Consider the following 14754-nt stretch of genomic DNA (forward strand, 5'->3'; position numbering starts at 1 on the left):
ACCGTGGCTAAACTGGCTCTGATTGAACGTGAGAAGAAGCGCGCCAAGCTGGTGGCGAAGTATGCTGCCAAGCGCGCCAACCTCAAGGCCATTATTGACGACCAAGAGAAGTCGGAAGAAGAGCGTTACAGCGCGCGTCTCGAGCTGCAACAGCTCCCGCGCAACGCGAACCCGACCCGCCAGCGCAACCGCTGCGCGATCACCGGTCGTCCCCGCGGTACCTTCCGCAAGTTTGGCCTGGCGCGTAACAAGATCCGCGAAATCGCCTTCAAGGGCGAAATCCCGGGTCTGACGAAAGCCAGCTGGTAATTACGCACAGGCTACAGGAGAAACAGTATGAGCATGAGCGATCCTATCGCCGATATGCTGACGCGCATCCGCAACGCCCAGGGCGTGCAGAAAGCGTCGGTTGTCATGCCGTCGTCGAAGCTGAAAGTGGCAATCGCCAAGGTCCTGAAGGACGAAGGCTACATCGATGACTACGCCGTCCAGGAAGATGGCGGCAAGGCACAACTGAGCATCGGCCTGAAGTACTACGCCGGCCGCCCGGTGATCGAGCGCATCGAGCGCGTCTCGAAGCCCGGCCTGCGCGTGTACAAGGGCCGCAGCGACATCCCGCAAGTGATGAACGGCCTGGGTGTGGCGATCATCTCGACCCCGCAGGGTCTGATGACCGACCGCAAGGCTCGCGCCACCGGCGTGGGCGGCGAAGTTCTCTGCTACGTCGCTTAAGGAGAGAACATGTCCCGTGTAGGTAAGGCTCCCATCGCGCTGCCCAAGGGCGCGGAAGTGAATGTGGCAGCTGGCGTGCTCTCCGTGAAGGGTCCGCTGGGTACGCTGTCGCAACCGATTCACAGCCTGGTCAAGGTCAATGTCGAAAACGACACGCTGACCTTCTCGCCGGCAGACGAGTCGCGTGAAGCAAACGCCCTGCAAGGCACCATGCGCGCCCTGGCGGCGAACATGGTCAAGGGCGTGACCACCGGTTTCGAGCGCAAGCTGAACCTCGTCGGCGTGGGCTATCGTGCCCAGCTGCAAGGCGCTGCGCTGAAGCTCCAGCTTGGTTTCTCGCACGACGTGATCCATGAGATGCCGGAAGGCGTGAAGGCGGAAACGCCGACGCAGACCGAGATCATCATCAAGGGTGCGGACAAGCAGAAAGTCGGTCAGGTTGCCGCGGAAGTCCGCGCGTACCGTCCGCCCGAGCCCTACAAGGGCAAGGGTGTGCGTTACAGCGACGAGCGCGTCATCCTGAAGGAAACCAAGAAGAAGTAAGGGGTGCAATGATGAACAAGAAAGACGCTCGTTTGCGCCGTGCACGTCAGACCCGCGCCAAGATCGCGGAGCTGAAAGTCAATCGTCTGACCGTGTTCCGTACGAATTCGAACATTTACGCCCAGGTCTTCTCCGAGTGCGGCACCAAGGTGCTGGCATCGGCTTCGACCGTCGAGGCAGAAGTGCGCAAGGAACTGGATGGCAAGGGCGCTACCGCCGCTGCCGCTACCGTCGTGGGCAAGCGTATCGCCGAGAAGGCGAAGGCTGCCGGCGTGGAAACCGTCGCCTTCGACCGCGCTGGTTTCCGTTTCCACGGCCGCGTGAAGGCCCTGGCTGACGCTGCCCGCGAAGCTGGCCTCAAGTTCTAAGCGCAAGAGAGAGATACGTCATGGCAAAGATGCAAGCAAAAGTCCAGCAGGACGAACGCGACGACGGCCTCCGCGAGAAGATGATCTCGGTCAACCGTGTCACCAAGGTGGTGAAGGGTGGCCGGATTCTCGGTTTCGCTGCGCTGACCGTGGTGGGTGACGGCGATGGCCGTATCGGCATGGGCAAGGGCAAGGCCAAGGAAGTGCCGGTGGCAGTTCAGAAGGCAATGGACGAAGCCCGTCGCAAGATGGTCAAGGTTTCGCTGAAGAACGGCACGCTGCAACACGAAGTCGTTGGCAAGCACGGCGCCGCCAAGGTGCTGATGATGCCCGCCAAGGAAGGTACCGGCGTGATCGCCGGCGGCCCGATGCGCGCGATCTTCGAAGTGATGGGTGTCACCAACGTGGTGACCAAGTCGCACGGCTCCACCAACCCGTACAACATGGTTCGCGCCACGCTGGACGGCCTTCAGAAGATGAGCACGCCGGGCGAAATCGCCGCCAAGCGTGGCAAGTCGGTCGAAGACATCCTGGGTTAAGGTGAACGCAATGTCGCAGAAAACCGTAAAAGTGCAACTCGTGCGCAGCCTGATCGGCACGCGCGAGGATCATCGCGCCACCGTGCGTGGTCTGGGCCTGCGCCGCCTGAACTCGGTGTCGGAGCTGCAGGACACGCCCGCCGTGCGCGGCATGATCAACAAGGTCTCGTACCTGGTCAAGGTTCTGGCCTGATACCGGGACTTCGGAGAGCAAGATGCAACTGAACAACCTGAAACCGGCTGCCGGTTCGAAGCACGCCAAGCGTCGCGTCGGCCGCGGTATCGGCTCCGGCCTGGGCAAGACCGCTGGTCGCGGTCACAAGGGTCAGAAGTCGCGTTCGGGCGGCTTCCACAAGGTGGGTTTCGAAGGCGGTCAAATGCCGCTGTATCGTCGCCTGCCGAAGCGCGGCTTCACGTCGCTGACCAAGGCCTTCACGGCCGAAGTCACGCTGCGTGACATCGAGCGCCTGGAAGCAGCCGAAGTCGATCTGCTGGTCCTGAAGCAAGCTGGCCTGGTGAGCGACCTGGTGAAGAGCGCCAAGGTCATCAAGGCTGGCGAGCTGACCCGCAAGGTGACGATCAAGGGTCTGGGCGCCACCGCTGGCGCCAAGGCCGCGATCGAAGCCGCCGGCGGCCAGATCGCAGAGTAATTCGGCAGCAGTCATCGCAGCATAGGCAGTCACAGTCGGAGCATCGTTTGGCCACGGCGAAACCCAATGCAAGCGCGCAAGCCAGGAACACGGCTAAGTACGGCGACCTCAAGCGCCGGCTGGTGTTCCTGGTGCTGGCCCTGATCGTTTACCGCATCGGCGCACATATCCCGGTGCCGGGCATCGATCCGGATCAGCTTGCGAAGCTTTTCCAGAGTCAGTCGGGTGGCATCCTCGGGATGTTCAACCTGTTCTCGGGCGGGGCGCTGTCGCGCTTTACCGTCTTCGCGCTCGGCATCATGCCGTACATCTCGGCGTCGATCATCATGCAATTGCTGACGATCGTACTGCCGCAGCTGGAGTCGCTGAAGAAGGAAGGGCAGGCAGGCCAGCGCAAGATCACGCAGTACACGCGCTACGGCACCGTGGTTCTGGCCACGTTCCAGGCGCTGTCGATCGCGGTCGCGCTGGAATCGCAGCCGGGGCTGGTGATCGATCCGGGCCTGATGTTCCGGGCCACGGCGGTGATCACGCTGGTGACTGGCACGATGTTCCTGATGTGGCTGGGTGAGCAGATCACCGAGCGTGGTCTGGGCAACGGCATCTCGATCATCATTTTCGGCGGTATCGCGGCGGGCTTGCCCAACGCGATCGGTGGACTGTTCGAACTGGTCCGCACGGGTTCCATGAGCATCATCGCGGCGATCTTCATCGTGGCGATCGTGATCGGTGTGACCTTCGCCGTGGTGTTTGTCGAGCGCGGCCAGCGCAAGATCCTGGTGAACTATGCCAAGCGTCAGGTCGGCAACAAGGTGTACGGCGGCCAGTCGTCGCACCTGCCGCTGAAGCTGAACATGGCAGGGGTGATTCCGCCGATCTTCGCATCGTCGATCATCCTGTTCCCGGCGACGATTGCGGGCTGGTTCACGTCTCAGTCGACTGGTGCGGTCGGCCGGTTCATCAAGGACCTGGCTGCCACGCTGTCGCCGGGACAGCCGGTGTATATCCTGCTGTATGCGGCTGCGATTGTATTTTTCTGCTTCTTCTATACGGCTCTGGTTTACAACAGCCGGGAAGTGGCGGACAACCTGAAGAAAAGCGGTGCCTTCATTCCGGGCATTCGTCCGGGCGAGCAGACGACGCGCTACATCGACAAGATTCTGGTGCGCCTGACGCTGGCTGGTGCGATCTACATCACACTGGTCTGCCTGTTGCCGGAATTCCTGGTGCTGCGCTGGAACGTTCCGTTCTATTTTGGCGGGACCTCGCTGCTGATCATCGTGGTCGTCACGATGGACTTCATGGCACAGGTTCAGTCCTACGTCATGTCGCAGCAGTATGAATCGTTGCTGAAGAAAGCGAACTTCAAGGGCAACCTGACCCTGCGCTGATTCAGATCGGTACAGACTAGGTATGGCTAAAGACGACGTCATCCAGATGCAGGGGGAGGTCCTGGAGAACCTCCCGAACGCGACGTTCCGCGTCAAACTGGAGAACGGCCACGTAGTACTTGGCCATATCTCCGGCAAGATGCGAATGCATTACATCCGGATTCTTCCGGGTGACAAGGTGACGGTCGAGCTGACCCCATATGATCTGTCACGCGCACGGATCGTCTTCCGGACGAAGTGAGCGAACAGGAATTGAAGGAAGAGGAAAATTATGAAAGTGCTGGCTTCTGTTAAGCGCATTTGCCGCAACTGCAAAATCATCAAGCGCAACGGTGTCGTGCGCGTGATCTGCTCGTCGGATCCCCGCCACAAGCAACGCCAAGGCTAATCGGAAAGAGGATTGACGAATGGCACGTATCGCAGGGGTTAACATCCCGAACCACAAGCATACCGAAATCGGCCTGACGGCTATTTACGGTATCGGCCGCTCGCGCGCCCGCAAGATCTGCGAGGCCACCGGCGTTCCGTTTGACAAGAAGGTCAAGGATCTGACCGACGCCGACCTGGAAAAGCTTCGTGACGAAGTGGGCAAGGTCACGGTCGAGGGTGACCTGCGTCGTGAGACCACGATGAACATCAAGCGTCTGATGGACCTTGGTTGCTATCGTGGCATGCGTCACCGCAAGGGCTTGCCGCTGCGCGGCCAGCGCACCCGCACGAACGCCCGCACCCGCAAGGGTCCGCGTAAGGCCGGCGTGGCTCTGAAGAAGTAAAGCCGAAGGCAGAGGAAGAAACTAATGGCAAAAGGTCCGAATAACGCCGCTCGCGCGCGTAAAAAGGTCAAGAAGAACGTTGCCGACGGCATTGCGCACGTCCACGCCTCGTTCAACAACACCATCATCACGATCACCGACCGCCAGGGTAACGCCCTGTCGTGGGCGACCGCCGGTGGCCAGGGCTTCAAGGGTTCGCGCAAGTCGACCCCGTTCGCTGCCCAGGTTGCTGCCGAGAACGCCGGCCGTGTGGCGCAAGACCAGGGCATCAAGAACCTGGAAGTGCGCATCAAGGGTCCGGGCCCGGGTCGTGAGTCGGCTGTCCGCGCGCTGAACGCGCTGGGCATCAAGATCGCGATCATCGAAGACGTCACGCCGATTCCGCACAACGGCTGCCGTCCGCCGAAGCGCCGCCGCATCTAAGCGACGGCCTGTCCGGGCCGGCGGGTTTACCTGCCGGTTTGGGATATGGTAGTATCGCGCGTTGACCTGCTGCATTTGATGCGGCAGGTTTTCGTTTTGCTTGACGAAAATGTCGCATAAAGCACATTTCAGTTGAGCATTGGTAAATGCTTTCAGCGTCGTACCCGGTAACGGGGCGCGCTTCATAAGCCCACCGTCCGTCACGGTCGCCGGCAATTCCCGGTGGACAGCGCTGGCGGACTCGCGGCGCGTCAACACAGGCGTCGCGATCGAACAAAGGAAGACAACGTGGCACGTTATACCGGCCCGAAGGCCAAACTCTCCCGCCGTGAAGGTACCGATCTGTTCGTGAAGAGCGCCCGTCGCTCGCTCGCCGACAAGTGCAAGCTGGACAGCAAGCCGGGCCAGCATGGCCGCACGTCGGGTGCCCGCACCTCCGACTATGGCAACCAGCTGCGTGAAAAGCAGAAGGTCAAGCGCATCTATGGTGTGCTCGAGCGCCAGTTCCGCCGCTACTTCGCCGAAGCCGACCGCCGCAAGGGCAACACCGGTGAAAACCTGCTGCAACTGCTGGAATCGCGCCTGGACAACGTGGTGTACCGCATGGGCTTCGGCTCGACCCGCGCTGAAGCGCGTCAGCTGGTGTCGCACAAGGCGATCCTGGTGAATGGTCAGGCCCTGAACGTGCCGTCGGCCCAGATCAAGGCTGGCGACATCATCGCCATCCGCGAACAGTCGAAGAAGCAAGTCCGTATCGCCGAAGCGCTGTCGCTGGCCGAGCAGTCGGGCTTCCCGACCTGGGTTGCCGTCGATGCCAAGAAGTTCGAAGGCACCTTCAAGCAGGCTCCGGACCGCGCTGACATCTCAGGCGACATCAACGAAAGCCTGATCGTCGAACTGTACTCGCGTTAATCCGCGGGCAAAACGACTCAGCGCTTGCGTTCGCCGCAAAGCCTCTCTTTCAGCCCGACGCGCGTTACGCGCGGTCGGGCTTATTGCCCATCGCGCGATGGGATTTCAAGGTTCCAAACGTCAGCCTTATCGGTGTAACGAGCCGAGGGTATTGAAAAGGACAACCTAATGCAAACAGCACTCCTCAAGCCAAAAATCATCGCCGTCGAGCCTCTGGGCGACCATCACGCCAAAGTCGTGATGGAGCCGTTCGAGCGCGGCTACGGCCATACGCTCGGTAACGCCCTGCGTCGCGTGCTGCTGTCGTCGATGGTCGGCTATGCGCCGACCGAAGTGACGATCGCTGGGGTGGTCCATGAGTATTCCACCATCGACGGCGTGCAGGAAGACGTTGTCAACCTGCTGCTCAACCTGAAGGGTGTCGTGTTCAAGCTGCACAACCGCGACGAAGTCACGGTTTCGCTGCGCAAGGATGGTGAAGGCATTGTGACGGCGGCCGATATCGAGCTGCCGCATGATGTCGAGATCATCAATCCGAACCACGTCATCGCCCACCTGTCGGCCGGCGGCAAGCTGGACATGCAGATCAAGGTCGAGCAGGGCCGTGGCTACGTGCCGGGCAACGTGCGCAAGTTCGGCGACGAGTCGAGCAAGGTGATCGGCCGCATCGTGCTGGACGCCTCGTTCTCGCCGGTGCGCCGCGTGTCGTACGCCGTCGAGTCCGCTCGCGTTGAGCAACGCACCGACCTGGACAAGCTGGTGATGAACATCGAAACCGACGGCGTGATCTCGCCCGAGGAAGCGATTCGCCAGTCAGCCCGCATTCTGGTTGACCAGCTGTCGGTGTTCGCCGCGCTGGAAGGCACCGAGTCCGCCGCCGAGGCCGCTTCGAGCCGCGCACCGCAGATCGACCCGATCCTGCTGCGCCCGGTCGACGACCTGGAGCTGACCGTGCGTTCGGCCAACTGCCTGAAGGCCGAGAACATCTACTACATCGGCGACCTGATCCAGCGTACCGAGAACGAGCTGCTGAAGACCCCGAACCTGGGCCGCAAGTCGCTCAACGAGATCAAGGAAGTCCTCGCTTCGCGTGGCCTGACCCTCGGCATGAAGCTCGAGAACTGGCCGCCCGCAGGTTTGGACAAGTAATTGTGGCGCGGGGCCGTTGGCCTCGCGTTGCGGTAACCGCCCCGGTTCCGGCCGGGGCATGTATGACTACCGGCCCGCGTCTCGGGAGCTTGCTTCCGGGGCGATAGAAGAGCTGGTCAAACACTCAATCTGAAAGGAATCATCATGCGTCACCGTCATGGTCTGCGGAAACTGAACCGCACCTCGTCGCACCGTCTCGCGATGCTGCGCAACATGTCCAACTCGCTGTTCCAGCACGAGCTGATCAAGACTACCCTGCCCAAGGCCAAGGAACTGCGCAAGGTTGTCGAGCCGCTCATCACGCTGGCCAAGAAGGACACCGTTGCCAACCGCCGTCTGGCTTTCGCCCGTCTGCGCGACCGCGACATGGTCACCAAGCTGTTCACCGAACTGGGCCCGCGCTACAACGCTCGTCCGGGCGGCTACACCCGCATCCTGAAGTTCGGCTTCCGTCAGGGCGACAATGCGCCGATGGCGCTGGTCGAGCTGGTGGACCGTCCGGAAATCACCGAAGCTCCAGCTGAAGAAGCTGCCGAGTAAGGTTAGATTCCAGCCCGTCTCCCGACGGGTTCGGACACACCGCTTACAATCGAGCCAGGCAATTTGCCTGGCTCTTTTGTTTTGTGCGCCAGGACTCGGAGGGGCCGGATGCAAGCCAGCAACAGTTCCCAGCACGCCGGCGACGGCGACGAAACGGCAGTCATCGTCGTACTGACCAACCTGCCGGATGCGGAGGCCGCGTCACGGCTTTCCCGGGTGCTGCTGGAGGCGCGGGTGTGTGCGTGCGTGAACCGTCTCGCGCCGGTGGAATCCGAGTACTGGTGGCAGGGAAAGCTGGAACAGGCCACGGAATGGCCGCTGCTGGCCAAGACCACGCGTGCGCGCTATGCAGCGCTGGAGGCGGTCATCCGTGCAAATCATCCCTATGATGTGCCGGAGATCATCGCCTGGCCTGTGAGCCAGGGTTTCGGCCCCTACCTCGCATGGGTGCTGGACGAAGTGGATCCCGCCGCGCATGGTGCGGCTTGACGGCGGCGCCTCGGGGTCACGGAAGCGACAGAAAGGATTCAGGACGGTTTATGAGCACGGGTTTTGCACTTTCGGCGCGGTTACGCCGGTTGGGGTGGGCGCGGCATATTGCCGCAGTGCTGGCGGCGATGGTGGCCTGGTTGTGCCTGGCTGCAGGCGCCAGCGCGGCCACGGAAGACGATTTCCTGCCACCCGAGCAGGCCTTCCGCTTCGCCGCGCGGCAGCTCGACCCGCAGACCATTGAAGTGCGCTTCGATGTAGCCAGCGGCTACTACCTGTATCGCGAACGCTTTGCTTTTGCCGTCCAGCCCGGTACGGTGCGCCTGGGCCAGCCCGAGTTTCCCGCTGGCAAGGTGAAGTTCGACGAGACCTTTGGCAAGGAGATGGAGACCTACCGCGATGCCGTGGTGATCCGCGTGCCGGTGCAGTTGGCCCCGGCCGACGGCAAATGGTCGCTGGTAGTGACGTCGCAGGGCTGTGCCGACAAGGGGCTGTGCTATCCGCCGATGGAGAGCGTCTACAAGGTCGGGACCAGCACGCTTGGCAGCCTGTTCGGCGGCAGCCCGCGCAGCGAAACACCGGTGCCGCCGATGGCGTCGGCCGGCCCCGGTACGGAAGCCGTCGCGCCCGCCGCACGCTTCGACGAGAACGACCGCATCGCCGGCGCACTGGCCAGCCGCAACCTTGGCATCGTGGCGGCGCTCTTTTTCGGTCTGGGCCTGCTGCTGACTTTCACGCCGTGTGTCCTGCCGATGGTGCCAATCTTGTCGTCGATCGTCGTTGGCGAGCACGCCACCCGTAGCCGTGCGCTGGTGGTGTCGCTGGCCTATGTGCTTGGCATGGCCGTGGTGTACACGATGATCGGCGTGGCCGCGGGACTCCTCGGGGAAGGCCTGGCCGCGGCCCTGCAGACTCCGGCGGTGCTGGCCGCGTTTGCGGCGCTGATGGTGGCGCTGTCGCTGTCGATGTTCGGCGTTTATGAGCTTCAGCTGCCGCAGCATTGGCAGACCCGGCTGACGGCGACGTCCAACCGCCGCCAGGGCGGGCAAGTGATCGGCGCGGCGGCCATGGGCGCGATTTCCGCGTTGATCGTTGGCCCGTGCGTGACGGCGCCGCTGGCTGGCGCGCTCGCGTACATCGCGCAGACGCGCGATGCGGTGACCGGCGGCAGTGCGCTGCTGGCCATGGCGCTGGGCATGGGGGTTCCGCTGGTGCTCGTCGGCGTGGGAGCGGGCAACCTGCTGCCGCGCGCGGGGCGCTGGATGGAGGCCACCAAGCGCTTCTTCGGTTTCCTGTTGCTGGGCGTGGCGATCTGGATGGTGACGCCGGTGCTGCCGGCGTGGCTCATCATGGCGCTGTGGGCGGCGCTGCTGCTCGTGGCGGCGGTGTTCCTCGGCGCCTTTGATGCGCTGGGTGCCGAAGCGCGCGGCGTGGCACGGCTCGGCAAGGGGCTTGGCGTCCTGGCCGCGCTGGCCGGCGCCATCCTGTTGCTCGGCCTGGCATCAGGCGGGCGGGATCCATTGCAGCCGTTGGCGCACCTGAGCCTGGCCCGCGTCACTGGCGGTGCCGCGGAAACCGCGGCCGGCCCGCAGGCCGTGCGCTTCGAGCGCGTCCGCAGCGTGGCCGAACTGGATGCACGCGTAGCGCAGGCCGCCGCAGCCGGTAAGCCGGTGCTGCTCGATTTCTATGCCGACTGGTGCGTGAGCTGCAAGGAGATGGAACGCCTGACCTTCACGGACGCCAGGGTGCGGACCCGCATGTCGGAGATTGTGCTGCTGCAGGCCGACGTCACGGCCAACAATGCGGATGACAAGGCGCTGCTCAAGCGCTTTGGCCTGTTCGGGCCGCCGGGCATCATCCTGTTCGGCGCCGACGGCCGCGAACGGCCCGTGCGCGTGATCGGCTACCAGTCCGCCGGCCGGTTCCTGGACAGCTTGGAGCGCGCGTTCGGCAAGCGCCCCAGCACCTGAGCGCTAGCGTTCCAGTTGCCGTCCGAGGGCCCAGATCGCGCCCAGGACCACCACCACCGCGCCCATCAGGCCGAGTGACCACCAGAACCCGTCGGGTTCGCGCAGCCACGGCATGCGTTCGAAGTTCATGCCGAAGATGCCGGTGATCAGCGTGAGCGGCATGAACAGCGCCGTGATCAGCGTCAGCGTGCGCATGGTTTGGTTGGTCCGGTGCGCCACCGCCGAGAAATGGATCTGGACGGCGGATTCGATGGAGTCTTCCAGCCGCCGCGCATGCGCGAGCACGCGCTGGATGTGCTCCATCAGGTCGTTGATGCGCACCAGCAGCATTTCGTCGCGCCCCGGCGCCTTGTCCGCAGGCTCGCTCGGATCGGCGCTGTAGCGGTTGTCCAGCACGCTGTCGCGGAATTCTTGCAGCGCGTCGCGTTGTTCCTCGCTCAGGTGTTCCAGCCTGCGCAGCTGGATGCGCGCGTCCAGCAGCCCTTCCCAGCTTGAAAAGCTGCGCCGCGAGTTGAGCAGCGCGCGCTGCCAGCGGTCCAACTGGCGTGTGAGCGGCGCGCGTAGTTCGAGGTAGCGGTCGACCATGGCGTTGAGCAGGCGCAGCATCAGGTCCTCGGGCCGGCTTGGCGGCCGCAGCCCGTGCAGCAGCGGGGCTTGCCCGTTCGCCCGCGGCGCGGTTTGTGGTCGTGGCCCCTGGCAGAACTCCAGCAGCCGCTGGCGGACCTGGTCGATGGTGCGCGAAGGGCCGGGCCGTACGGTGACCAGTACGTTGTCGAACACGAAGAAGGTGACCGGCTGGGTATCGATACGGGCCAGCGCTGGCAGGAAGCCTGGAGGATGGCGCCGTGTCTTCGGTGTGGCCTCCGCCGCGGGTGCCGTCGAACCGGCCGCTTCGGCAATGGCGCGGCTGGTCTCGAAGGTCAGCTTGCGGAAGATCACCATGTCGTACGCGTGCGTCGTGTCGAAGTACGATGGATGCGCCGTGTTGGTGGCATCGACCAGATGCAGGTCGAGGATAGGCGCGCCGCTGAGCTGCTGCACGTTCTCGCGCCAGCTGTCCGGTGCCGCCGAGACTTCTTCGATGGAAAAATCGGCCCAGACAAAGCGGGCCGCCGCGTTGCCGGCCAGGAACGCGCCCGCCTCGGCCAGCGAGGCGAGCGGGTGAACCTGGCTGGCCGAGAAGCCTAGCAGCTCCATGCGCGCGGCGTGGCCTCAGCCGGCAAGCAGGCGCGCGGCATCGCGCGCGAAATAGGTCAGGATGCCGTCGGCACCGGCGCGGCGGAAGGCCAGCAGCGATTCCATCATGACCTTGTCGTGGTCCAGCCAGCCGTTCTGCGCGGCGGCCTTGAGCATCGCGTACTCGCCGCTGACCTGGTAGACGTAGGTCGGGAAGCGGAACTCGTCCTTCACGCGGCGCACGATGTCCAGGTAGGGCATGCCGGGCTTGACCATGACCATGTCGGCGCCTTCCATGATGTCCTGGGCGACTTCACGCAGCGCCTCGTCGGTGTTGGCCGGGTCCATCTGGTAGGTCATCTTGTTGCCCTTGCCCAGGTTGGCGGCCGAGCCCACGGCATCGCGGAACGGGCCGTAGAACGCCGAAGCGTACTTGGCCGAATAGGCCATGATGCGCGTGTGGATGTGGCCGGCATCTTCCAGCGCCATGCGCACGGCGCCGATGCGGCCGTCCATCATGTCCGACGGGGCCACGATGTCCACGCCGGCGTCGGCCTGGACCAGCGCCTGCCTCACCAGGATCTCGACGGTCTGCTCGTTGATCACGTAGCCGTTTTCGTCGAGCACGCCGTCCTGGCCGTGGCTGGTGTACGGGTCGAGCGCCACGTCGGTGAGTACGCCGAGTTCGGGAAAGCGGTCCTTCAGGGCTCGGACGGCGCGCGGCACCAGGCCGTCGGCGTTGGTGGCTTCGATGCCGTCGGGGGTCTTCAGCGACGGGTCGATCACAGGGAACAGCGCGATCACCGGGATGCCCAGCTTCACGCAGTCCTCTGCCACCGGCAGGAGCAGGTCGATCGAGACGCGCTCCACTCCCGGCATGGACGCCACGGACTGGCGCTGGTTCTGCCCGTCCAGGATGAAAACGGGGTAGATCAGGTTGTCCGGCGATAGCCGGTGCTCGCGCATCAGGCGCCGCGAGAAGTCATCGCGACGCATGCGGCGGGGACGGTACTCGGGAAAGGCAGACATGGCAGCTTGAAGGGGGAGTTCAGGGAGGATATATGCGGAAAGCGGCCCGTCGCCGGCAGGCGGCGGACGTGCCGGACCGCGTTATGCAGAAAAACTAAACTTTTGTGCGTGCCCGCTATCATACTCGCGGACACCTTGCGTTGCGCCCGGCGCGGCGCGGTGTCCCCCGCTACTCCTCCCTGAGCGGGTACCCGCCCTGAACCGGCGGGAAAGTTCGTCCCCGTTGCTTGCAACGGGGCTTTTTTTGCGCGCTCGCAATGCCCACGTCACTCGGACGCGCCCGGTTCCGCAGGTTGCTGAACCGGCGCGGCGGACTGCGCCTCAGGCAACGCCAGCCAGCCGGCGATGACCCGCTGCGCTTCTTCGATACCGCGGCGCTTGAGGCTGGAGAACAGCTGCGCGGTGAGCGGCACCGGCGTTTGCAACTGCTCTGCATAGCCGGCCAGCATCTGCTTTGTCTCGCGCAGGGCCTTGGCGTTTTCGCTGTTGGTGAGCTTGTCGGCCTTGGTCAGCAGCACATGGATAGGCTTTCCGGTGGGCAGGAACCACTCCACCATCTGGCAATCGAGATCGGTGAAAGGGCGGCGGGCGTCCATCATCAGGATCAGGCCGGATAACTGGGGCCGGCTCTGGACGTAATCGCTGAGCAGTCCCTGCCAGTGATACTTGGCCGAGCCCGAAACCTCTGCGTAGCCATAGCCGGGCAGGTCGACCAGGAAGGCCAGCGGCTCCGGCGCCTTGACCGGGGCGACCGTGAAGTAGTTGATGTGCTGCGTGCGGCCCGGCGTGCGCGACGAGAAAGCCAGGCGCTTCTGGTTGCACAGGATGTTGATGGCCGTGGACTTGCCGGCGTTGGAGCGTCCGGCAAACGCGACTTCCGGCACAGCCGTGGCGGGCAGGTCGCGCAGGTGGTTGACGGTCGTGAAGAAGCGGGCCTGGTGTAGGAGGGACATGCGCTGAAGCGGGTGGGGCGGGCTGGTTGCGGCGGGCGCGAATTGCGCAGGAGTGCAACCACGGTCACGCCGAGGTGGTAAGGCTGGCGGCACGGGATCGGCCAGGCCACCGGATTTGATCCAGCACAGGCACAGGGGCGCCATGGCATCAATCCGGCACATTATTTATTGTACAATACGCCGGTTTACGGTCTCCTGACTGGGTGACGCAGGGCATCCATGGCCGCGTTGCCGGTGACCCGTTCCATCCGGACGGGATTGGCCGTGTTTGCCGTTCCATCGTGGGCGGCGCCAGGGAGGCGGGGTCTGCTGCCTGGTGCGCGGTCCGGCCCGGAATCCCGGGTTGCCACGACTACGATGCCAAGGCCTTGCAAGGGTGCGTCCTCACCGCCCGCAAAGTGCCGGCCGGCATGCACTACGGTATTCAAAACAATTCAGACAAGGTGTGCGAATGAACCGCATTGCGAAGCTTCTGGGTGTCCTGGTGCTGGCCCTGCCTGCAACCGCCATGACCGGTCTGGCTTCTGCCGCAGAGCAGGCCGCCGCAAAGGCAGATCCGGCAAAGGGCGAAACGCTTTATACGCAGGGCGCGCCCGATCGCAATGTCCCCGCCTGCCTGAGCTGTCACGGCGCCAACGGCAACAGCGGCGCTGCCGCCAACCCGAAGCTGGCCGCCCAGCATCCCGAATACGTCCACAAGCAACTGGCCAACTTCAAGGACAAGTCGCGCAACAATGCGATCATGTCGCCGCTGGCCGGCGCGCTGAACGACCAGGAAATGAAGGACATCGGTGCTTATCTCGCCAAGCAGCAGATCAAGCCGGCCACCGCCAAGAACAAGGACACCATCGAAGCCGGCCAGAAGATCTACCGTGCGGGCATCGCGGCCAAGGGCGTACCGGCCTGCGCTGCCTGCCATGGCCCGACCGGCGCCGGCATTCCTGCCCAGTACCCGCGTATCGGCGGCCAGTGGTCGGACTACACCGAGGCCCAGCTCGTGGCATTCCGCCAGGGCACCCGCAAGAACAACCCGGTGATGACCACCATCGCCGCCAAGATGTCGGACGCCGAGATCAAGGCCGTGGCGGACTACGTCGCCGGCGTTCGCTAAGTCGTT

The 14754-nt window shown here is 63.9% G+C and carries 21 protein-coding genes; 18 read left to right on the forward strand and 3 right to left on the reverse strand.

Annotated elements, in window-relative coordinates; all coding sequences use genetic code 11:
* Positions 1–3 precede the first annotated feature (3 nt).
* The 17 genes from rpsN (at position 4) to dsbD (ending at position 10479) form a co-directional block, all read left to right on the forward strand.
* Positions 4–309, forward strand: a complete 306-nt coding sequence (gene rpsN, locus LDO29_RS19335; RefSeq protein WP_010812385.1) for a 30S ribosomal protein S14 — start codon at positions 4–6, stop codon at positions 307–309.
* Positions 310–336: 27 nt separating this feature from the next.
* Positions 337–732, forward strand: coding sequence for a 30S ribosomal protein S8 (rpsH, locus tag LDO29_RS19340; RefSeq protein ID WP_010812384.1), 396 nt, complete (start codon positions 337–339; stop codon positions 730–732).
* A gap of 9 nt (positions 733–741) precedes the next feature.
* Positions 742–1275 carry a 50S ribosomal protein L6 gene (rplF, locus tag LDO29_RS19345; RefSeq protein ID WP_133093429.1) on the forward strand — a complete coding sequence of 178 codons (534 nt, stop codon included), beginning with the start codon at positions 742–744 and terminating at the stop codon, positions 1273–1275.
* 11 nt (positions 1276–1286) lie between these two features.
* The gene (gene rplR / locus LDO29_RS19350; RefSeq protein ID WP_224081517.1) at positions 1287–1643 is read left to right on the forward strand and encodes a 50S ribosomal protein L18; all 357 of its coding nucleotides are present in this window, start codon (positions 1287–1289) and stop codon (positions 1641–1643) included.
* Positions 1644–1663: 20 nt separating this feature from the next.
* Positions 1664–2182, forward strand: a complete 519-nt coding sequence (gene rpsE / locus LDO29_RS19355; RefSeq protein ID WP_006160449.1) for a 30S ribosomal protein S5 — start codon at positions 1664–1666, stop codon at positions 2180–2182.
* Between the two features lie 10 nt (positions 2183–2192).
* The gene (gene rpmD, locus LDO29_RS19360; RefSeq protein ID WP_008642953.1) at positions 2193–2375 is read left to right on the forward strand and encodes a 50S ribosomal protein L30; all 183 of its coding nucleotides are present in this window, start codon (positions 2193–2195) and stop codon (positions 2373–2375) included.
* Positions 2376–2397: 22 nt separating this feature from the next.
* Positions 2398–2832 carry a 50S ribosomal protein L15 gene (rplO, locus tag LDO29_RS19365; RefSeq protein ID WP_224081398.1) on the forward strand — a complete coding sequence of 145 codons (435 nt, stop codon included), beginning with the start codon at positions 2398–2400 and terminating at the stop codon, positions 2830–2832.
* Between the two features lie 47 nt (positions 2833–2879).
* Positions 2880–4223, forward strand: a complete 1344-nt coding sequence (secY, locus tag LDO29_RS19370) for a preprotein translocase subunit SecY (protein ID WP_224081399.1) — start codon at positions 2880–2882, stop codon at positions 4221–4223.
* Between the two features lie 22 nt (positions 4224–4245).
* Complete coding sequence (gene infA, locus LDO29_RS19375; RefSeq protein ID WP_029047590.1) at positions 4246–4464, forward strand: translation initiation factor IF-1; 219 nt, start codon at positions 4246–4248, stop codon at positions 4462–4464.
* Between the two features lie 30 nt (positions 4465–4494).
* Complete coding sequence (gene rpmJ, locus LDO29_RS19380; protein WP_008642959.1) at positions 4495–4611, forward strand: 50S ribosomal protein L36; 117 nt, start codon at positions 4495–4497, stop codon at positions 4609–4611.
* A 19-nt stretch (positions 4612–4630) separates the two neighbouring features.
* Complete coding sequence (gene rpsM / locus LDO29_RS19385; RefSeq protein ID WP_071010110.1) at positions 4631–4996, forward strand: 30S ribosomal protein S13; 366 nt, start codon at positions 4631–4633, stop codon at positions 4994–4996.
* 24 nt (positions 4997–5020) lie between these two features.
* Positions 5021–5419, forward strand: coding sequence for a 30S ribosomal protein S11 (gene rpsK, locus LDO29_RS19390; protein WP_010812376.1), 399 nt, complete (start codon positions 5021–5023; stop codon positions 5417–5419).
* 288 nt (positions 5420–5707) lie between these two features.
* Positions 5708–6331, forward strand: a complete 624-nt coding sequence (gene rpsD, locus LDO29_RS19395) for a 30S ribosomal protein S4 (RefSeq protein WP_224081400.1) — start codon at positions 5708–5710, stop codon at positions 6329–6331.
* A 168-nt stretch (positions 6332–6499) separates the two neighbouring features.
* Complete coding sequence (locus tag LDO29_RS19400) at positions 6500–7480, forward strand: DNA-directed RNA polymerase subunit alpha (protein WP_011299297.1); 981 nt, start codon at positions 6500–6502, stop codon at positions 7478–7480.
* A 144-nt stretch (positions 7481–7624) separates the two neighbouring features.
* Positions 7625–8020: a 50S ribosomal protein L17 gene (gene rplQ / locus LDO29_RS19405; RefSeq protein WP_011299296.1), complete on the forward strand. Its 396-nt coding sequence runs from the start codon at positions 7625–7627 to the stop codon at positions 8018–8020.
* Between the two features lie 108 nt (positions 8021–8128).
* Entirely contained in the window at positions 8129–8509 is a 381-nt protein-coding gene (gene cutA / locus LDO29_RS19410) for a divalent-cation tolerance protein CutA (protein ID WP_224081401.1), read from the forward strand.
* A 50-nt stretch (positions 8510–8559) separates the two neighbouring features.
* Positions 8560–10479: a protein-disulfide reductase DsbD gene (gene dsbD, locus LDO29_RS19415; RefSeq protein WP_224081402.1), complete on the forward strand. Its 1920-nt coding sequence runs from the start codon at positions 8560–8562 to the stop codon at positions 10477–10479.
* Between the two features lie 3 nt (positions 10480–10482).
* On the opposite strand, the gene LDO29_RS19420 is transcribed toward dsbD, so the two are convergent.
* From LDO29_RS19420 to yihA, 3 genes are all read right to left on the reverse strand, one after another.
* Positions 10483–11676 (reverse strand): magnesium transporter CorA family protein, encoded by a 1194-nt coding sequence (locus tag LDO29_RS19420; RefSeq protein ID WP_224081403.1) that lies wholly within the window; start codon positions 11674–11676, stop codon positions 10483–10485.
* Positions 11677–11691: 15 nt separating this feature from the next.
* Positions 11692–12684: a porphobilinogen synthase gene (gene hemB / locus LDO29_RS19425; RefSeq protein ID WP_224081404.1), complete on the reverse strand. Its 993-nt coding sequence runs from the start codon at positions 12682–12684 to the stop codon at positions 11692–11694.
* A gap of 266 nt (positions 12685–12950) precedes the next feature.
* Positions 12951–13637 carry a ribosome biogenesis GTP-binding protein YihA/YsxC gene (gene yihA / locus LDO29_RS19430; RefSeq protein ID WP_224081405.1) on the reverse strand — a complete coding sequence of 229 codons (687 nt, stop codon included), beginning with the start codon at positions 13635–13637 and terminating at the stop codon, positions 12951–12953.
* A 451-nt stretch (positions 13638–14088) separates the two neighbouring features.
* Between yihA and LDO29_RS19435 the strand changes: the two genes are divergently transcribed.
* On the forward strand, positions 14089–14748 hold the full coding sequence (locus LDO29_RS19435) for a c-type cytochrome (RefSeq protein ID WP_224081406.1): 660 nt from the start codon (positions 14089–14091) through the stop codon (positions 14746–14748).
* Positions 14749–14754: the final 6 nt, after the last annotated feature.

The sequence above is a fragment of the Cupriavidus laharis genome (genome assembly GCF_914271435.1).
Lineage (GTDB): Bacteria > Pseudomonadota > Gammaproteobacteria > Burkholderiales > Burkholderiaceae > Cupriavidus > Cupriavidus laharis.